Raw genomic sequence first — 18,428 nt, forward strand, 5'->3', positions numbered from 1 at the left:
CCGTACACTCGCCCGCATGTCGGAGCCCCCCGCGCGCGCCACCGACATCGATCGATGAGCGTTCGCCGCCTTCTCGCGGCAGCACTCGTCGCGGCGATCGCGGTGGTGGGGCTGGTCGCGCAGCCGGCCGTGGCCGCGACCGCCTCCCCGACGTTGACGGTCGCTCCGAACGGCGGCGGGATCATCCGCGACGACCGCGGGCTGGGCGTCGGCGTCACGGTGTCGAACCCGGGCACGACAGCGCTGCCGAAGGGCCGGTTGACGTTCTCGCTGGACGACGCCCCGGTCGCGAACAGCGGCCTGCTGCTGAGCTCGATCGCGACGCCGCCCGAGCAGCTGCAGGGGAAGCTCGCCAGCGCGGCGGCCGATGTTCCCGTCCTCGACGCCGGCGCGAGCAGAGAGGTGCGGGTCACGCTGGGTGAGAAGGATCTGGCCCTGCTCACCGGCACCAGTGGTGCCAGGCGCATCTACGTCCAGTACCAGCCGACCGGCGGAGCGCGGAAAGTCGCCGTGTCCTCGATCGTGAAGATCGCGAAGGGGTCGACCGCGCAGGTCGGATTCGGCGCGGTGATCCCCGTGCTCGCGCCTGCTGGGACGACCGGCGTGGTCGACACCGCGACGCAGCTCGAGCTCACCGGACCCGAGGGGGCCTGGAGCCAGGCGCTGCGTGCGGCCGAGTCGTCGCCGTCCGCCACGATCGCGCTCGACCCCGCCGTGATCGCCTCGATCCGGCTGGCGGGCGACGCCGCGCCTCCGGAGGCGACCGGGTTCCTCGACGAGCTGAGCCGACTGCCCAACGAGACGATCCGCCTGCCGTACGCCGACGGCGACGTGACGCTCGAACGGGCCGCGGGCGTGCCGAAGACGATCGCGCCGTCGAGCTTCGCCGGCGTGCTGCTGCCGACGAGCGTCACGGACGGTTCGACCCCGGCGCCGACCGCGACGACCGGAACGGTCTCCACCTCGGTCGCCGATCTCACGGCGTGGAACTGGTCGGACCAGACCGTGGGATGGCCGGTGCCCCACACCGCCGGCGCCGCCGACCTGTCGATGCTCGGCACGGCGGGCGCGACGGTCCTCCTCCCCTCCGACGACATCGCCGACACCCCGGTCCGCAAGACGGTCGGCCCGTTCGCGACGGTCGGCGGCACGAAGGTGCTCGTCGCGGACGCGACCGCCTCCTCCCTGCTGGCCACAGCCGTCGCAGGCGGCGCCCGCGGTGATGCGGCGCTCGCGACGCTGACCGGTGTGCTCGCGACCGCAGCGGTCAGCGGCGAAGCGACGGCGATGCTGGCGACGATCGGTCGAACGACCGACCCCGCTCGCCTCGACCGGGTGCTGTCGATCATCGATCGGCAGTCGTGGGTCCGGGGCCGCTCGCTCGCGCAGCTCGCGACCGGCACGCCGACCGCCGTGCAGCTCCGCCCGCACGCCGTGTCCGCGTCCCGCGTCGGTGTCGCGCGGTCGCTCCTCGCCGGCGAGCGCCGCGTGCGGGAGCTGGGGAACGCGATCACGACCGGAGCGGACACGGTGACCGCACCCGAGCGCCTCGCGCTGCTCGGAGCGCTGTCCTCCTCCTGGCGGGGCGACGACACCGGGTGGCTGACGGCGACCAGCGCTGTGACCGGCGGATTCAGCGAGGTCCTCGACAAGGTGCAGCTCCCACCCCAGTCGCCGCCGAACTTCATCGGCAGCGACGGGACGCTCCGCGCCTACGTCACCAACGATCTGCCCGTCCCGGTCACGGTCGTGATCCATGCCAGCGCCAGCAACGGAGCCGTGCAGTTCACCGGCACCGCCGACGTCACGGTGACGGTGCCTGCGCGCTCGCAGGCGAGGGGCGAGCTCGGCGTCCGGACGATCCGCAACGGCAGCACCGACCTGACGCTGCGCCTCACGACCCCCGGCGGCGTCGCGATCGACACCCTGGTCGCCGAGGGGGCGACGGTGCGCGCGGGCTTCGACACGATCATCGCCATCGGGCTGCTGAGCGCGCTCGGCCTGCTGCTCGCCCTCGGCGTCTACCGGAACGTGAAGCGCCGCAGGCAGCCTCGCGCGGTCACCGCGTGAGCACCGGAGTCGGCCGGGCGAGCGCGCTGCTCGCCTCCGGCACGATCGTGTCCCGGATCCTCGGGTTCACGCGCACCCTGCTGCTCACCGTCGTGCTCACCGGGCAGAGCACCGTCATCGGCAACGCGCTGACCCTCTCCAACCAGATGCCGGTGAGCCTCTACGCGCTGATCGGCGGCGGACTGGTCAGCGCCGTGCTCGTCCCGCAGACGATCCGCGCGAGCCGCGGCGCCGACGGCGGCATCGCCTACATCAACAAGCTCGTCACCATCGCGATCGTCGCTATCGGCTCCCTGACCGTCGTGCTGACGATCGCGGCACCGCTGCTGATGCGCCTGACCGTGAGCGATGAGGCGACCTACGCCGTCGCTGTCCCGTTCGCCTACTGGTCGATGCCGCAGATCTTCTTCCTCGGCATGTACGCGGTGCTGGGCGAGGTGCTGAACGCCAGGAAGCGGTTCGGGGCGTACACCTGGGCGCCCGTGGCGAACAACGTCGTCGCGCTCGCCACGCTCGCCCTGTTCCTCGTGCTGTTCGGCACCGTCTCCCAGTACGCGGAGGGTCCGCTCCCTCCGGCTCAGACCGCGGTGCTCGCGGGCGGCGCCACGCTGGGTCTCGTCGTGCAGGCGCTCACGCTCGCACTCGTCTGGCGCCGCGCGGGACTGCACTTCCGGCCGGACTTCCGGTGGCGGGGCGTGGGCCTCAAGGCGACCGGGCTGGCCGCCGGGTGGACATTCGCGATGCTGGTCCTCACGCAGGCCGCGGGGTTCCTGCAGAGCTTCGTGGTGAGCGGCGCGAGCGGTCTCGGCAACGCGTCGAGCTTCGCGCTCTCCAACGCCTGGCTGCTGTTCATGCTGCCGCACTCGATCATCACCGTGTCGCTGGCGACCGCGTTCTACCCGCGGATGAGCGAGCACGCCGCGGAGGGGGACACCGCAGCGGTGCGGGACGACCTCAGCACCTCGCTGCGCACCGTGCTCTTCGCGATCGGGCTCGCCGTCGCCGTCCTGCTCGCGGCCGCCCTGCCGGTCAGCGCGATCTTCAGCCACTCGTCGGAGGAGGCCCGTGCCACGGCACCGGTGCTGATCGCCTACGTGCTCGGCCTGCTGCCGTTCACCGCGCTCTACCTGGTGCAGCGGACCTTCTACGCGCTGGCGGACACCCGCACACCGTTCCGGTTCACGATCGCCCAGCTGAGCGTCGTGGTGCCGGGCATCCTGCTCTGCTCGCTGCTGCCCGACCAGTGGAAGGCGACGGGGATCGCGGCCGTGATCTCCATCGGCGGGACCGTGCAGCTCGTCGTGGCCGTCGTGCTGCTGCGGCGCCGGCTCGGTCGCCTGCTGGACCCGCATCTGGCGGGCACCATCCGACGCGTCGCGACCGCCGCGCTGCCCGCGCTCGTCGTCGGCGTGCTCGCGCTCGCGGCCGTCGGCGGGTTCACCGGCAGCTGGGCGACGTCCGACCGGTGGGGTGCAGCGCTCGCCGCGGTGATCGTCGCGCTCGTCTGCACAGCCGTCTACGGCGGCCTGATGGCCGTGCTCCGAGCCCCGGAGATCGGCCTCGCGACCGGCCTCGTCCGTTCGCGGATCCGCCGATGAACGGCACTGCTTCAGGGGCGTTCCGCCCGCTGCCCGGCTGGAATAGCGTCATCGCGGTGGCCGTTCCACCTCCCGTGACCCAGAACGAGGAGCGAGACGTGCGTCAGGTGATCATCATCGGATCGGGTCCTGCCGGCTACACGGCCGGGATCTACGCGGGGCGCGCGCAGCTCGCGCCCCTGCTCATCGCGAGCTCGGTCGAGGCCGGCGGCGAGCTGATGAACACCACCGACGTCGAGAACTTCCCCGGCTTCCCCGACGGGATCATGGGTCCCGACCTCATGGACAACATGCTCGCGCAGGCGAAGCGGTTCGACACCGAGGTCGTGCTCGAGGACGTCACAGCGGTCGAGCTCGAGGGCGACGTCAAGCGCGTCCACGTCGGCGAGGGCAAGTCCCACAAGGTCTACGAGGCGCTGACGGTCATCCTGGCCAGCGGATCCGCCTACCGCCGTCTCGGCGTCGAGGGCGAGGACCGGCTGTCCGGCCACGGCGTCTCGTGGTGCGCGACCTGCGACGGGTTCTTCTTCCGCGGCAAGGAGATCGCCGTCGTGGGTGGCGGCGACTCGGCGATGGAGGAGGCGACCTTCCTCACGAGGTTCGCCGACAAGGTCACCGTAATCCACCGCGGCGACTCCCTGCGCGCCTCGAAGATCATGCAGGAGCGGGCCCTGAACGACCCGAAGATCGAGATCGCCTGGAATTCGAAGATCGACGAGATCGTCGGCGACGACCTGGTGAACGGCGTGCAGCTCACCTCCACGAACGGAGGCGAGGACCGGCGCCTGGATGTCGACGGCGTGTTCATCGCGATCGGCAACGACCCGAGGACCGAGCTGGTCGAGGACATCCTCGAGCTGACGCCCGAGGGCACGATCAAGGTCGACGGGCGGTCCTCCCGCACCTCGATCCCCGGTGTCTTCGCCGCGGGCGACGTGATCGACCCGACCTACCGCCAGGCGGTCACCGCCGCCGCATCCGGCACGATCGCGGCGCTCGACGCCGAGCACTACCTCGCCGCCCTCCCCGCCGAGCTGCTCGACCGTGCGAAAGGCGACGCGAAGCCCGGCGAGGCACCCGCTGCCGGCGCCTCGTTCGACCCGGCCGGCCAGCTGGTCGGCCGGGCGTAGAGTTCGACCTCGTCCACCTGTCTATTGGAGTGATGGCGCGATGCGCGAAGTGACCGATGCGACGTTCGAGCAGGACGTCCTCAAGTCCGAGAAGCCGGTCCTGGTCGACTTCTGGGCGGCCTGGTGCGGACCCTGTCGCCGGGTCGGACCCGTGCTGGCGGAGATCGCCGAGGAGCACGCCGATAAGATCGAGATCGTGAAGCTCAACGTCGACGAGAACCCCGAGACGGCGCTGAAGTACCAGATCACCTCCATCCCGGCGATGAAGCTGTACCAGAACGGCGAGGTCGTGAAGACGGTGATCGGCGCGAAGCCGAAGCCCGCCATCGAAGCCGATCTCGCCTCCGTTCTGGCCTGACAGCCCCCACCTCTGCGCTGATGCGTGCGTGCCGGCACTGAGCCGGGACGGCGGGTGGGGGCCGGCACCCGGCAGGACGAATCGCCTTCAGCAGGACGAATCGTGTCTTGGATCCCTCCTGCTCCTGTGCATTCGTCCTGCTGAAACGATGCACCGAGGACTGCGATGAGCGACCTGCGCCCGATCGGCACCGATCTCGACCCGTGGCATGCCACCTACGCCGAGCGGGCATCCGGCCTGGCCGCCAGCGAGGTGCGCGCCCTGTTCGCCGTCGCCTCTCGCCCCGAGGTCGTCTCCCTCGCAGGAGGCATGCCGTACGTCAAGGCGATCCCGCGCGATCTCGTCGCCGGCGCGATCGATCGGATGCTGCTGACGAGCGCTCCGCAGGCCCTGCAGTACGGCTCGGGTCAGGGCCTCCCGCGCCTCCGCGAGCACATCGTCGAGGTGATGGCGGAGGAGGGCATCCGCGCCTCCCCCGACGACATCGTGACCACGACCGGCTCGCAGCAGGCGATCGACCTCGTGACGAAGCTGTTCATCGACCCGGGCGACGTGATCCTGGCCGAGGGGCCCAGCTACGTCGGTGCGCTCGGCGTCTTCACGTCGTACCAGGCCAAGGTCGTCCACCTGCCGATGGACGCCGACGGCCTCGTGCCGGAGGTGCTCGAGGCGGCGATCCTCGAACAGCGCGCTGCCGGTCGCACCGTGAAGTTCCTCTACACGATCCCGAACTTCCACAACCCTGCGGGCATCACGCTGTCGGCCGAGCGCCGACCGAGGGTGGTCGAGATCTGCAGCCGGCTCGGGGTGCTGATCGTGGAGGACAACCCCTACGGGCTGCTCTGGTTCGACGAGCCGGCGCCGCCCCCGCTGCAGACCCTGAACCCTGACGGGGTCGTCTATCTCGGCTCCTTCTCCAAGACCTTCGCGCCCGGGTTCCGCGTCGGCTGGGCGGTCTCGCCGCATGCCATCCGCGAGAAGCTGGTGCTCGCGGCCGAGTCCGCGATCCTGTCGCCGTCGAGCTTCAACCACTACCTGATCGCCGAGTACCTGGAGACGGTGGACTGGCGGGCGCAGATCGCCCGCTTCCGTGACGTGTACCGCGAGCGGCGCGACGCGATGCTCGCGGCGCTGCACACGTACCTCCCGAACCTGACCTGGAACGAGCCGAACGGCGGCTTCTACATCTGGGTCGGGCTGCCGGAGGAGCTGCACTCGAAGCAAATGCTGCCCCGAGCCGTCCGCGAGCTCGTCGCCTACACCCCCGGTACCGGCTTCTACGCGGACGGCTCGGGAGGCCGCGAGATGCGGCTCTCCTTCTGCTACCCGACGCCGGCGGACATCACCGTCGGCATCCAGCGGCTCGCGACCGTGGTGAACGGGGAGCTCGAACTGGTGCGCGCCTTCGCGGGAACCGGGTCGCTGGCGCCGCGCCGGGACGACCGGTCGGTCGGCGCCCCGCCGCCCGACCTGCAGTGACCCACCCGAGGAGGATCCCGTGACTTCAACGACGACCGTCGTGGTGCTGTCGGGCGGCATCTCGCACGAGCGGGATGTCTCGCTGCGCTCCGGGCGACGGGTCGTCGACGCGCTGTCCCGCCTCGGGTGGCACGTGACGACCGCGGAGCCGGACGCGAAGCTGCTGCCCGCGCTCCTCGAGCAGCGACCCGATGTCGTCTGGCCCGCGCTGCACGGGGCGAGCGGCGAGGACGGCTCGCTCCGAGCGCTGCTGGACGTGTCCGGGCTCACCTACATCGGCAGCACGGGCCCCTCCGCGCGACTCGCCTGGGACAAGCCGACGTCGAAGCGCGTGGTGGGGACGGCCGGCGGCGACACGCCTGCCTCCGTCACCCTGACCCGTGACGTGTTCCGCGAGATCGGAGCCCGCAGCGCGATCGACACCATCCTCGGCTCGATGCCGGAGGGACTCGTCGTCAAACCCGCCAGGGGCGGCTCCGCGCAGGGCGTCACGGTGGTGGAGAGCGCGGACCAGCTGCCCCGCGCGCTGATGGACGCGTTCACCTACGCCGACGAGGCGCTCATCGAGCAGCGCATCGTCGGGACCGAGATCGCGGTCGGCGTGATCGATGCGGACGGCGGTCCGGAGGCGCTGCCTGCGGTCGAGATCGTGCCGCGCAGCGGGTTCTACGGCTTCGAGGAGCGGTACACCGCGGGTGAGACGCGGTTCTACACCCCGGCGAGGATCGACCCCGCGGCTGCAGCGTCAGCCGGCGAGCTGGCCCTGCTCGCGCACCGGTCGATGGGCCTCCGGCACCTCTCCCGCGCCGACCTCATCGTCGACCCGGACGGCCGCCCCTGGTTCCTCGAGTCGAACGTGATGCCGGGCCTCACCGAGACGAGTCTGCTTCCGCAGGCCCTCCTCTCGACCGGCCGCGACCTCTCCAGCGCCTACGCCGCGATCACCGAGCGAGCCCTCGCCGACGCCTGATCCTCCGTTTTGTAGGCAGAACCTGCCTACAAAACGGAGAATGAGCCAGCGCTCGGACGGGGTTATCTGCGGCGGAGGGCCGCCGTGCGCTGGGCGAGCATGCGCTCGCGCGCCTCGCCCTCCTCCCACTTCTCCTCGCCGATCTCCTCGAGGATCCGGTTCAGGTCGGTGACCGAGCCGAAGTCGATGACGATCCGGCCGCTCTTCGCGTTCAGGTCGACCCGGACGCGGGTGTCGAAGCGGGAGCCGAGCCGGTCGGCGATGTGGTCGAGCCCCTCGTTGCGGCGGCCGGTGGCCTTCTTCGGCTTCGATGGTCCGGCCAGCCGGATCGCAGCGGCCTCGGACTGCCGGACGTTCAGGTCCTCCACCACGATCTTGTCCACGAGCCGGTCCATCAGCTCGGGATCGACGACGGACAGCACCGCTCGGGCATGCCCGGGGGTGATGACCCCCGCGGCGACCTTGCGCTGGATGTGGTCGGGCAGCTTCAGGAGCCGGATCGCGTTCGTGATCGTGGTGCGGTTGCGCCCGATCCGCATGCCGAGCTCGTCGTGCGTGATGCCGAAGTCGTCGATCAGCTGCTGGTACGCGCTCGCCTCCTCGAGGGGGGTGAGCTGCATCCGGTGCAGGTTCTCGAGCAGCGCCTCCTGCAGCATCTGATCATCGGCGGTGTCCTTGATGACGGCCGGGATGAACCGCAGCCCTGCGGTCTTCGCCGCACGCAACCGCCGCTCGCCCATGACCAGCTCGAACTTCGCGCCGTCACCTGAGGCCAGCGGCCGGACCACGATCGGCTGCAGCACGCCGTTCTCGACGACGGACTGCACCATCTCCGCCATGCCCTGCTCGTCGAAGTCGCGACGGGGCTGCTGCGGGTTCGGGCGGATGTCGTCGGGGGACAGCGCGACGAGCCGGAGGCCGGGGACCGCCTGCAGCTCGTCCACCGGCTCGGCAGCGCGGCCGAAGTAGACGTCGGAGGGGCGCGTCTGATCGAGCGGACGGTCGTCGTCGGGCATCAGCAGCGCGCCGATCCCGCGGCCGAGCCGCTGCTGACGGGCCGGCGCGGCTTGTCCTGAGGCTCTCGAAGTGGTCATGCCGCGGTTCCGCGACGAGCGATCTCGCCCGCTGCCTCGAGGTACGACAGCGCACCGGGGGAGTTCGGGTCGTACGTGATCACGCTCTGCCCATGGCTCGGCGCCTCCGAGATCCGCACCGCGCGCGGGATGACGCTGGCGAGCACCTGCTCGGGGAAGTGCTTGCGCACGTCGTCGGCCACGTCGTTCGCGAGGCGGGTGCGCCCGTCGAACATGGTGAGCAGGATCGTCGACACGGTGAGGCTCGGGTTCAGGTGCTTCTCGATCAGATCGACGTTCCTGAGCAGCTGCGAGAGCCCCTCCAGGGCGTAGTACTCGCACTGGATCGGGATCAGCACCTCGGTCGCCGCGACGAACGCGTTGATCGTCAGCAACCCGATCGACGGCGGGCAGTCGATGAACACGTAGTCGAACGGGTCCTCCGCGCTCTGGAGGTAGGCGTTCAGCGCGGTGCGGAGGCGCTGCTCCCGGGCGACGAGCGAGACGAGCTCGATCTCGGCCCCGGCGAGGTGGATGGTGGCCGGCGCGCACCAGAGGGTGTCGAACTCGGGGCTCTTCTGCACCACGTCCGACAGCGGCGCCTCACCGACGACCACGTCGTAGACGCTGATGGTGTCGTGGCGGTGCTCGACGCCCAGCGCGGTGGAGGCGTTGCCCTGCGGGTCGAGGTCGATGGCGAGCACGCGCATCCCCGACTTCGCGAGCGCTGCAGCGAGGTTGACGGTCGTCGTGGTCTTGCCGACGCCGCCCTTCTGATTCGCCACCGTGAAGATGCGGGTGGTTCGCGGCCTCGGCAGCGCGTTGCCGCGCAGGCGAGCCCGTCGCGCGGTCAGGTCCGCGAGCTCCCGCGCGAGCGGTGTCGACTCGTCGAATCCCGACCCTCGCGAGTCGAGCGCTGAGCTGGGTGTCACATCGATCCTCGGGTCTGCAGCGGGCGTCCCCCGAACGGGGGTCAATTCGGCACAGTAGCCACCAGCACGCGCGTTTCGAGGGACGCCATGCCGCGTCCCGCGATCTCGACGCGCACGTCGGCGAGCCGGAGGCGCCGGATCACCCTGTCCGCCTTCGCGAGCTCCGCCTCCACGGCGGCGCCCTTCATCAGCGCGAGGCGGCCCCCGGGTCTCACCAGCGGCACGGTGATCGGCAGCAGGCCGGTCAGGGCGCCGACCGCCCGGGCCGTGACCACGTCGAACCGGCCGGGTGCGGCGTCCTCCGCCCGGGCGCGCTCGACCACGACGTTGTCGAGCCCGAGCCGCGCCGACTCCTCCTCGAGCCATGCCACCCTGCGCTCCATGGGCTCGATGAGCGTCACCTTCAGATCCGGACGGGCGGCTGCGATCACCAGTCCGGGCAGCCCCGCGCCGCTGCCGACGTCGGCGACCACGGCGCCCCAGGGCAGGAACGGCGCCAGCAGGCCGCTGTTCAGCACGTGCCTCGACCACAGCCGAGGGGGTTCGAGCGGGCCGATCAGGCCGAGGACGATCCCGTGCTCCGCGAGGTCGGCGGTGTACCGGCGGACGACGGGGAGCCGATCACCGAAGACGGTGCGGGCTTCGGCCGGCTCCTGCTCGAGGGCGCTGGCGCCGTCCTGAGGCTCTCGGAGGGTCACGCGGGGGTGAGCACGATGTGGCGCTCGGCGCCCTCTCCCTCGGAGTGGGACTGGAGGCCGCGCTCGGAGGCGAGGTCGTGCACGAGCTTCCGCTCGTAGGAGGACATCGGGGCGAGCGGCACGCCCGCCGCCCCGTCGGCGATGGCGGCGACCGCCGAGTCGACGAGTACGGCGAGCTCGCGCGACCGCTGGTCCCTGCTGCCGCCGATGTCGAGCGTCAGACGGGCGAATCCTCCGGTGCGCGTCTGCACCGCGAGCCGGGTCAGCTCCTGCAGCGCGCCGACCGTCTCCGGATCCGAGAGCAGCCGCAGGTCGCCGCCGGTGACCTTCACGGTCGTGCGTCCGCCGTCGTCCTCGATCTCGATGTCGCCGTCGAGGTCGCTGATGTCGAGCAGTTCCTCGATGTAGTCGGCCGCGATGTCCCCGACATCGCCGGCGGCACCGACACCGGCCTCCGCATCGAGGGCTGCCTGCAGGCCGTGCACGTCGTCCTCGGTGGGCGTCGTCGCGTCGGCGCCGTCCTGAGGCCCTCGAAGGGTCATGCTCGTCGTTCTCCCGTGCGCTTGGAGCGGTTGCGACCGATCGGCTGCGTCCGCTGGGTGTTCACCCTCGGTGCGGGCGGCGCGACTTCGGAGGCCTCCAGGACCTCGCCACGACGCTCCCGCTTGCGCTCCGCCTTCTTCGCCAGCCGCGCCTCGCGCGTCTTGGCTGCCTCGCTGCCGGGGGTCGGGGAGTTGCGGATGACGACGAACTGCTGCCCCATCGTCCACAGGTTCGAGAAGACCCAGTAGAACATCACGCCGAGCGGGAAGGTGATGCCCGAGAAGATGAACACGAGCGGCAGGACGTAGAGCAGCATCTTCTGCTGCCGGAACATCGGGCTGGCCATCGTCTCGGGGGAGACGTTCTTCGACATGATCTGCAGCTGGGTGATGAACTGCGTGGCCGTCATGATCACGACCATGATGATGCCGATCACGGACACCAGCGCGACGTTCTCGTTCGCGGTGATCGTCGCGTGCAGCGGGGCACCGAACAGCGAGGACTTGCCGAACGAGGTCGCGAGGGGGACCGAGAGCAGGCCGACGCCGCCCTTCTCCGGGGTCCGCTGCGCGGTCTCCAGCACCTGGAACAGGCTGAAGAAGATCGGCATCTGCGCGATGAGCGGCAGGCAGGAGGAGAAGGGGCTGGTCCCGTTGTGGCGGTAGAGCTCCATCGTCTCCCGGCTCATGGCCTCGCGGGAGAACTGGTCTCGCTTGCCCTTGTACTTCTCCTGGATCTTCTTCAGCTGCGGCGCCAGCTCCAGCATCTTCCGCTGGCTCTTGATCTGTCGCACGAACAGCGGGATCAGGGCGGACCGCACCACGATCACCAGACCGAGGATCGACAGGATCCAGGTCAGGCCGTCGGCACCGTCGAACCCGATCGCGGTCCAGAACGCGTGGAAGCCGACGAGCAGGGCCTCGATCGCCCACTTGAAGGGCCAGAGGACGTAGCCGAAGATGTCAGCGATGCCCATGAGGATCAGCCTCCTGGCTGCTTACCGGCCGAACGAAGCCGTGCGTGGTGATGCGGTACGAGGCGGGCAGTCGCGCGGGCGGATCGTCGACCCCACCGCGTGACCAGGGGTTGCAGCGAAGCACTCGCCAGCCGGCCTGCGCGGTTCCGACGACGACCCCCGACTGCTGCACGGCCTCCATGGCGTAGCGGGAGCAGGAGGGATGGTACCTGCACACATCGCCGTAGAGGGGCGAGACCACGGCGCGGTACAGCCGCAGCAGCGCGATCTCGGCGTTGCGCGGCAGGAGCACGAGGTGATTCATGCGCGTTCCCGCAGCACGCCGACGAGTCGGCGCACCTCTCCATCGATCTGGGTGAAGTCCGCCGCAGCGGCGGACGGCAGCGCCCGCAGCACCACGTCGAGCCCCTCGACGTCCTGCGCGAGCGCCCAGCCGACCGCTTTGATGCGACGACGGACGCGGTTGCGGACGACCGCGTTCCCGACGTTGCGAGCGACGATCACGCCCATCCGCAGCGGCGCGCCAGGCGCGGACCGGTGTCCGTACGCCAGCGTCAGCGACCCGCGAGCCCTGCGGCCCGAACGGACGAGACGCCGGTAGTCGGTCGCCGAGACGATGCGGTTCGCTTTCGCGAGCACGGGGGAGTGGTCGGGCCCCTACGCCGAGAGCTCGGTGCGACCCTTGCCGCGGCGAGCGGAGAGGATCGCCCGGCCGGCGCGGGTGCGCATACGCAGGCGGAAGCCGTGCACCTTGGCCCTGCGGCGGTTGTTCGGCTGGAACGTGCGCTTCGTCACTGCGGTCACCTCGTACGTCTCGGGCGCGCCTCGAACGCCGGAGCCGGCGGGCGCGAAGTCGTCGGGTGCGCACAGACGCGCACCGCGGAACCGAAGCAGCGTACATCATGCCGTCGCGGCCCCCAGGACGGGGTACGAATTCCACAGGTGTGATTCCGGAGTTGTCCCCAGCCCTGGGCTGGTCGTTCCGCGGAGTCGACCGGCGTTTCTCCACACACCGGCAGCCTCGCCTGTGGAGACTTGCCCGACGAAACGAGCGGGCGTTACGGTTGGCCCTCGTCCCTCCGGATCCCCGACCGGAGCAGAGGTCTTGTCTGGCGTTCCGCCGCGCCCGTCTTGCGTTCCGCATGCGACCACAGAGTGGGGAGGACCTGCCGATGACCGATGCCGCCGTGGATGCGTGGAGCAGGATCCGCGCCGCCCTCGCCACCGATACCCGGGTGGGGCCGCAGCTGCACGGGTTCATCAGCCTGGTGGAGCCGAAGGGCGTCATGGCCGGCGTGCTCTACCTCGAGGTGCCGAACGACTTCTCCCGCTCGATGCTCGAGCAGCGAGGCCGGGTACCCCTCGCGGAGGCGATCGGCGGCCTCCAGGACGAGTTCCACATCCACACGTTCGCCGTGACCGTGAACCCCGACATCGTCCCCGACTACGACTCCACGCCCCAGCCCGCACCCGCACCCGCGCCGGTCCCGCCGCCCGCGACGAACCGCGTGACGCCCGCCGCCGCACCGGAGACGCCGGTGATCACCCCCGGCACCGAGTCCCGGCTGAACGAGCGGTACACGTTCGACACCTTCGTGATCGGATCCTCCAACCGGTTCGCGCACGCCGCCGCGTTCGCGGTGGCCGAATCGCCGGCGAAGGCCTACAACCCGCTCTTCATCTACGGCGGCTCCGGGCTCGGCAAGACGCACCTCCTGCACTCCATCGGGCACTACTCGATGGGTCTCTACCCGGGGATCCGGGTGCGGTACGTCTCCAGCGAGGAGTTCACCAACGACTTCATCAACTCGATCGCGACGAACAGGACGCAGCAGTTCCAGGGGCGGTACCGCGACGTCGACGTGCTGCTGATCGACGACATCCAGTTCCTCTCGGGGAAGGACTCGACGCAGGAGGCCTTCTTCCACACGTTCAACACCCTGCACGACCACAACAAGCAGGTGGTCATCACCTCCGACCTCGCGCCGCGGCAGCTGACCGGGTTCGAGGACCGGATGCGGTCGCGGTTCGAGCAGGGCCTCATCACCGATGTGCAGATCCCGGACCTCGAGACCCGGATCGCGATCCTCAGGAAGCGCGCGCAGAACGACCAGCTGCAGGTGCCCGACGACATCCTCGAGTTCATGGCGTCGAAGGTGTCGAGCAACATCCGGGAGCTGGAGGGCACGCTGATCCGCGTCACCGCCTTCGCGAGCCTGACCCGCGCGCCGGTCGACATGGCGCTCGTGCAGACGGTGCTGAAGGACCTGATCACCCTCGACGAGGACAACGTGATCGCCCCCGGCGACATCATCGAGGCCGTCGCCGCCTACTTCAAGCTCTCCACCGACGACCTGTTCGGGTCGAGCCGATCGCAGCAGATCGCCGGCGCCCGGCAGATCGCGATGTACCTGTGCCGCGAGCTGACGAGCCTGTCGCTGCCGAAGATCGGTCAGCTCTTCGGCGGCCGCGACCACACGACCGTGATGTACGCGAACAAGAAGATCAGCGAGCTGATGAAGGAGCGCCGCTCGATCTACAACCAGGTCACCGAGCTGACGAGCCGCATCAAGCAGGAGCAGCGCTACCGCCGCTGACCCCGACCTCGCTAGCGGGGCCCTCCGCTGCAAACGCAACGGTGCGCGCCGTCGTTTTAGCAACAGTGGGCCCCGCTAGCGAGTACCGGTCCGACCGAAGCGGGCGAGGAGGTGCCAGACGCGCTTGGCCGTCTGCGCGTCGACGACCTCCTCGCGAACTGCAGTGCCGAGCACCGCCGGCGTCAGCGTCCGACCATCCGCGACACGGATCGCCGCCGCCGAGATCGCCTCGCCCCTGTACTCGGCGTGCGCGGCGATGTCCTCCGGCGCGAGCGCGCAGCCCGATGCCATTCGACCTTCAGACCGCTCCGCGCGGCGGTCTCCGCGATCGCGCCTCCGCGGAAGCTCGGATCCAGCACGATCGCCTCGAGGTCCTCCGTCAGTCGGACGCCGCCGTGGACGTGGGCCTCGACGTACCGGTCCAACGGGTCGTCCGGCTTCACGGCGTCCAGCGCGGCGATAACTGCGCCTGCGGCATCGACAGTCCCAACCGCCTCCGGTTCGAACACGCTGTCTGGGACGCAGAGTGTTGTCCGGTTGAGCATCGTCGGGCCGAGTCGCAGCACCGCGGATCCGAATCTCGGGGAGGACCCGTACCGATCTCCGGTGCGCCGCAGCGCTCCATACGCCGGCCGGTCCGTGGCGGGCGAACGGTCATACGCACCGTCGAAGAGCCGCGACTCCCACCGCCAGCGATCGCCGCCGCTGAACGCGGTCAGCCCGCCGTTACTCGTCGCCGTCTCGAACTGCGTCCGCCACCGGCCGTCGGACATCAGCGCGTCCAGTACGGAGCGGCCGTCAACGGTCGGGGCGTCTGGCTGAAAGTGGACGTCGACCCCGTAACCAAGGAGCACGCCGACTGTCGACCGCTCCGCCCGGTTCGTCCCTGCCGGGAAGAGATCCACCCCCATGTGAGGGACGTGTGGATAACTCCCCTCCAGCGCCCCGTCCGGGGGCCCCTCGCCCTGGGGCGATGTGGAGGCGACCTCGGCACGTCAACATGGTGGAGCAGGGGACGCGGTCGTCCGTCCGCACGGTTTCGACATCTGACAGGCGTGTAGTTCCCGCCGACCAGGCCGGTGCGCCCGAGTTATCCACAGTGTGCACACCTGTTAAGAGTGTGATTGTCCTTCCCTCTCTCATCCGGCTTCCACTCGATTCCGCGCTGTGGAGGACGACCCCGTGCGGGCGTCATCATCGGCGGGAGCACGCCTGACGGCACCCGCTAGCATGCTCAGCGACGTGATCGAAGGCGTTCCCCGGCACGACTCCAGGGACCTACGGAACAGGGAGTGCGACGGTGCGATTCCACGCGAACAGGGACGTCTTCAGCGACGCCGTCTCGTTCGCCGTCCGTCTGCTGCCGCAGCGCACCACCCTGCCGATCCTCTCGGGCATCCTGATCGAGACGACCGACGACGGCCTGTCCCTCTCGTCGTTCGACTACGAGGTCAGCGCCCGCGTCCGCATCGACGCGCAGGTGGAGGAACCCGGCCGGGTGCTCGTGTCGGGCAAGCTGCTCGCCGACATCGCGAACCGGTTGCCCGGCGTCCCGGTCGAGGTCTCGACGCACGAGAACCGGGTGCTGGTCAGCGCCGGCAGCGCGAAGTTCACGCTGCTGTCCATGCCGGTCGCGGAGTACCCCAGCCTGCCGGCGATCGGCGAGTCCACCGGCGTCGTGCCCGCGGGGACCTTCTCCGGCGCGATCGCCCAAGTCGTGGTCGCCGCCTCCCGGGACGACGTCACGCCGGTCATCACCGGTGTCCAGCTCGAAGCGACCGCCGGCGCGATCTCGCTCACCGCCACGGATCGCTACCGCGTCGCCGTGCGGGAGCTGCCGTGGGGCAGCGACACCGAGGAGACCGTCAACGCACTCGTCCCCGCTCGCACGCTGCAGGAGGTCGGCCGCACGTTCGCCGGCAGCGGCGACGTGAGCATCGGCATCACCCGCGGCGGTGACCGCGAGCTGATCGCCTTCGCCTCCGATCGGCGCACCGTCACCTCGCTGCTGATCAAGGGCAACTTCCCTCCGGTCAAGCGGCTCTTCCCCGACACGACGGAGCACTACGCCGTGATCGGCACGGCCGAGCTGGTCGAGGCCACCCGGCGCGTGCAGCTGGTGCTCGAGCGCGAAGCCGCGCTGCGGTACTCGTTCTCGGCCGAGGGCGTGACGCTCGAGGCCGCCGGCTCCGAGCAGGCGCAGGCGTCGGAGCAGCTCGACGCGGTCGTCGTCGGCGATGACATCGTCGTCTCGCTGAAGCCCCAGTTCCTCCTCGATGGACTCTCGGGCGTGCACGCGGACTTCGTGCGGATCTCGTTCACGAAGACGGAGAATCCGAACAAGCCCGGTCCTGTGCTGATCACCGGCCAGAAGTCGCGGGAGGACCTGGGCAGCGAGGAGTTCCGCTACCTGCTCCAGCCGAACCTGCTGCTGCGCTGATCCCGGCGCACCGCGGGCCCCGAAGTCGAACGAAGAGGACACCAGCATGGAGATCGGTCTCGTCGGTCTGGGCAAGATGGGCAACAACATGCGCGCCCGCCTGAAGAAGGGCGGGATCGACGTCGTCGGCTACGACACCAACCCGGCCGTGAGCGACGTGGCGGATTACGCCGCGCTCGCCGCCGCGCTGCCCACGCCGCGCGTCGTCTGGGTCATGGTGCCCGCGGGGAAGATCACCGACTCGGTCATCGACGCGCTCGCGGACGTGCTGGAGCCGGGCGACACGATCGTCGACGGCGGCAACACGAAGTTCACCGACGACGAGGTGCACGGCAAGCAGCTCGACGCCAAGGGCATCGGCTTCATGGACGTCGGCGTCTCCGGCGGCGTGTGGGGCCTCGAGAACGGGTACGGCCTGATGGTCGGCGGCAGCGACGAGCAGGTCCAGCACCTCATGCCGGTGTTCGACGCGCTGCGCCCCGAGGGGCCCCGTGAGGAGGGCTTCGTGCACGCCGGCCCCGTCGGCGCCGGTCACTACACGAAGATGGTGCACAACGGCATCGAGTACGCGATCATGCAGGCGTACGCCGAGGGCTACGAGCTGCTGGCCGCCTCCGACCGCGGCATCGACGTGCCCGGCACCTTCAAGGCCTGGCAGCGCGGCACGGTCGTCCGGTCCTGGCTGCTCGAGCTGATGGTGAAGGCGCTGGACGCCGACCCCGCCTTCGAGGACATCGACGGCTACGTCGACGACTCCGGTGAGGGCCGGTGGACCCTCGAGGAGGCGATCGACCACGCGGTGCCGATGCCGGCCATCAGCGCCTCGATCTTCGCCCGCTTCGTCTCGCGCCAGGAGCAGTCGCCCGCGATGAAGGCCGTCGCCGCGCTGCGCAACCAGTTCGGCGGCCACGCGGTGAAGGCCGCCGAGGTCGAGAGCGCGCAGCAGCAGCACCCGACCAAGCGATAGCAGTCCGGGTTCACGGATACGGGGATCTCCGCCGGCGCGAGCAGGTCGACGCCGCCCGGATCCGCGGATCCGTGAACAGGACATCCCGCCCATGCGCATCACCTCTCTGAAGCTGACGGACTGGCGCAACTACGAGACCGCCGAGGTCGGATTCGGCCCGGGGGCGAACGTGCTCGCCGGCAGCAACGGCCAGGGCAAGACGAATCTCGTCGAGGCGATCGGGTTCCTGACGACCCTGGGTTCGCATCGGGTCTCGGGTGATGCCGCCCTGGTCCGCGCCGGTGCCGAGTCCGCCGTCATCCGAGCGACCGTGGTCGCGGCCGACCGCGAGGTGCTCGCGGAGGTGCTGATCAACAAGGTGGGGGCGAACCGCGCGCAGCTGAACCGCTCGGCCGTGCGGCCGCGCGAGATCACCCGAAACGTCTCGAGCGTGCTGTTCGCGCCGGAGGACCTGGCGATCGTGCGGGGGGAGCCCTCCGCACGTCGCCGCTTCGTCGATGAGCTGATGGTGCAGCGCACGCCTCGGTTGGCCGGGGTGGTGAGCGACTACGAGAAGGCGCTCCGCCAGCGCAACGGCCTGCTGCGCGGCAGCCGCGG

At 70.2% G+C, this 18,428-nt stretch carries 19 protein-coding genes and 1 pseudogene; 10 read left to right on the forward strand and 10 right to left on the reverse strand.

The genetic code is table 11. The features are described 5' to 3' along the window. Positions 1–54: 54 nt before the first annotated feature. The 6 genes from ACFE67_RS02410 to ACFE67_RS02435 all read left to right on the forward strand — a co-directional run bounded on the left by ACFE67_RS02410 (position 55) and on the right by ACFE67_RS02435 (position 7,605). Positions 55–2,070, forward strand: a complete 2,016-nt coding sequence (locus tag ACFE67_RS02410) for a DUF6049 family protein (protein ID WP_375405278.1) — start codon at positions 55–57, stop codon at positions 2,068–2,070. After that, positions 2,067–3,668 carry a murein biosynthesis integral membrane protein MurJ gene (gene murJ / locus ACFE67_RS02415; RefSeq protein WP_375405279.1) on the forward strand — a complete coding sequence of 534 codons (1,602 nt, stop codon included), beginning with the start codon at positions 2,067–2,069 and terminating at the stop codon, positions 3,666–3,668. Before ACFE67_RS02410 ends, murJ begins: the two co-directional genes overlap by 4 nt. Positions 3,669–3,766: 98 nt before the next feature. Next, positions 3,767–4,798, forward strand: coding sequence for a thioredoxin-disulfide reductase (gene trxB / locus ACFE67_RS02420; RefSeq protein ID WP_375405280.1), 1,032 nt, complete (start codon positions 3,767–3,769; stop codon positions 4,796–4,798). Between the two features lie 40 nt (positions 4,799–4,838). Beyond that, positions 4,839–5,156, forward strand: a complete 318-nt coding sequence (gene trxA, locus ACFE67_RS02425) for a thioredoxin (RefSeq protein ID WP_375405281.1) — start codon at positions 4,839–4,841, stop codon at positions 5,154–5,156. Between the two features lie 165 nt (positions 5,157–5,321). Further along, on the forward strand, positions 5,322–6,635 hold the full coding sequence (locus ACFE67_RS02430; protein WP_375405282.1) for a PLP-dependent aminotransferase family protein: 1,314 nt from the start codon (positions 5,322–5,324) through the stop codon (positions 6,633–6,635). 19 nt (positions 6,636–6,654) lie between these two features. Continuing rightward, positions 6,655–7,605, forward strand: a complete 951-nt coding sequence (locus ACFE67_RS02435; RefSeq protein WP_375405283.1) for a D-alanine--D-alanine ligase — start codon at positions 6,655–6,657, stop codon at positions 7,603–7,605. A gap of 62 nt (positions 7,606–7,667) precedes the next feature. Here ACFE67_RS02435 and ACFE67_RS02440 read toward each other — a convergent pair whose 3' ends face one another. Genes ACFE67_RS02440 through rpmH form a run of 8 tightly spaced genes read right to left on the reverse strand, consistent with a single transcriptional unit; the run spans position 7,668 to position 12,622 of the window. Next, the gene (locus tag ACFE67_RS02440) at positions 7,668–8,699 is read right to left on the reverse strand and encodes a ParB/RepB/Spo0J family partition protein (protein ID WP_375405284.1); all 1,032 of its coding nucleotides are present in this window, start codon (positions 8,697–8,699) and stop codon (positions 7,668–7,670) included. Beyond that, the gene (locus ACFE67_RS02445) at positions 8,696–9,610 is read right to left on the reverse strand and encodes a ParA family protein (protein WP_375405285.1); all 915 of its coding nucleotides are present in this window, start codon (positions 9,608–9,610) and stop codon (positions 8,696–8,698) included. Before ACFE67_RS02445 ends, ACFE67_RS02440 begins: the two co-directional genes overlap by 4 nt. Before the next feature lie 41 nt (positions 9,611–9,651). Then, positions 9,652–10,308, reverse strand: coding sequence for a 16S rRNA (guanine(527)-N(7))-methyltransferase RsmG (rsmG, locus tag ACFE67_RS02450; RefSeq protein WP_375405286.1), 657 nt, complete (start codon positions 10,306–10,308; stop codon positions 9,652–9,654). Next, positions 10,305–10,850, reverse strand: a complete 546-nt coding sequence (locus ACFE67_RS02455; protein WP_375405287.1) for a protein jag — start codon at positions 10,848–10,850, stop codon at positions 10,305–10,307. The genes rsmG and ACFE67_RS02455 overlap by 4 nt, the downstream gene beginning before the upstream one ends. After that, on the reverse strand, positions 10,847–11,827 hold the full coding sequence (yidC, locus tag ACFE67_RS02460) for a membrane protein insertase YidC (protein WP_375405288.1): 981 nt from the start codon (positions 11,825–11,827) through the stop codon (positions 10,847–10,849). Before yidC ends, ACFE67_RS02455 begins: the two co-directional genes overlap by 4 nt. After that, entirely contained in the window at positions 11,814–12,131 is a 318-nt protein-coding gene (gene yidD, locus ACFE67_RS02465) for a membrane protein insertion efficiency factor YidD (protein ID WP_375405289.1), read from the reverse strand. The genes yidC and yidD overlap by 14 nt, the downstream gene beginning before the upstream one ends. Further along, the gene (rnpA, locus tag ACFE67_RS02470; RefSeq protein WP_375405290.1) at positions 12,128–12,466 is read right to left on the reverse strand and encodes a ribonuclease P protein component; all 339 of its coding nucleotides are present in this window, start codon (positions 12,464–12,466) and stop codon (positions 12,128–12,130) included. The genes yidD and rnpA overlap by 4 nt, the downstream gene beginning before the upstream one ends. 18 nt (positions 12,467–12,484) lie before the next feature. Next, positions 12,485–12,622, reverse strand: coding sequence for a 50S ribosomal protein L34 (gene rpmH, locus ACFE67_RS02475; RefSeq protein ID WP_375405296.1), 138 nt, complete (start codon positions 12,620–12,622; stop codon positions 12,485–12,487). Positions 12,623–12,999: 377 nt separating this feature from the next. Here rpmH and dnaA point away from each other — a divergent pair, with 377 nt between their 5' ends. Then, entirely contained in the window at positions 13,000–14,424 is a 1,425-nt protein-coding gene (gene dnaA / locus ACFE67_RS02480; RefSeq protein WP_375405291.1) for a chromosomal replication initiator protein DnaA, read from the forward strand. A 75-nt stretch (positions 14,425–14,499) separates the two neighbouring features. Here the strand turns inward: dnaA and ACFE67_RS02485 are convergent, their stop codons facing one another. Together ACFE67_RS02485 and ACFE67_RS02490 are read right to left on the reverse strand one after the other, a co-directional pair. After that, positions 14,500–14,715, reverse strand: a complete 216-nt coding sequence (locus ACFE67_RS02485; RefSeq protein WP_375405297.1) for a hypothetical protein — start codon at positions 14,713–14,715, stop codon at positions 14,500–14,502. Between the two features lie 50 nt (positions 14,716–14,765). Continuing rightward, positions 14,766–15,335 (reverse strand): annotated as a pseudogene (locus tag ACFE67_RS02490) (DUF3626 domain-containing protein); the annotation flags it as partial. A 389-nt stretch (positions 15,336–15,724) separates the two neighbouring features. Here ACFE67_RS02490 and dnaN point away from each other — a divergent pair. The 3 genes from dnaN to ACFE67_RS02505 form a co-directional block, all read left to right on the forward strand. Then, the gene (dnaN, locus tag ACFE67_RS02495; RefSeq protein ID WP_375405292.1) at positions 15,725–16,864 is read left to right on the forward strand and encodes a DNA polymerase III subunit beta; all 1,140 of its coding nucleotides are present in this window, start codon (positions 15,725–15,727) and stop codon (positions 16,862–16,864) included. Positions 16,865–16,910: 46 nt separating this feature from the next. Further along, complete coding sequence (gene gnd, locus ACFE67_RS02500) at positions 16,911–17,831, forward strand: phosphogluconate dehydrogenase (NAD(+)-dependent, decarboxylating) (RefSeq protein WP_375405293.1); 921 nt, start codon at positions 16,911–16,913, stop codon at positions 17,829–17,831. Positions 17,832–17,922: 91 nt separating this feature from the next. Next, a partial coding sequence (locus tag ACFE67_RS02505; RefSeq protein ID WP_375405294.1) for an AAA family ATPase occupies positions 17,923–18,428 on the forward strand: 506 nt, incomplete at its 3' end.

It is taken from the genome of uncultured Amnibacterium sp. (assembly GCF_964244015.1).
Lineage (GTDB): Bacteria > Actinomycetota > Actinomycetes > Actinomycetales > Microbacteriaceae > Amnibacterium.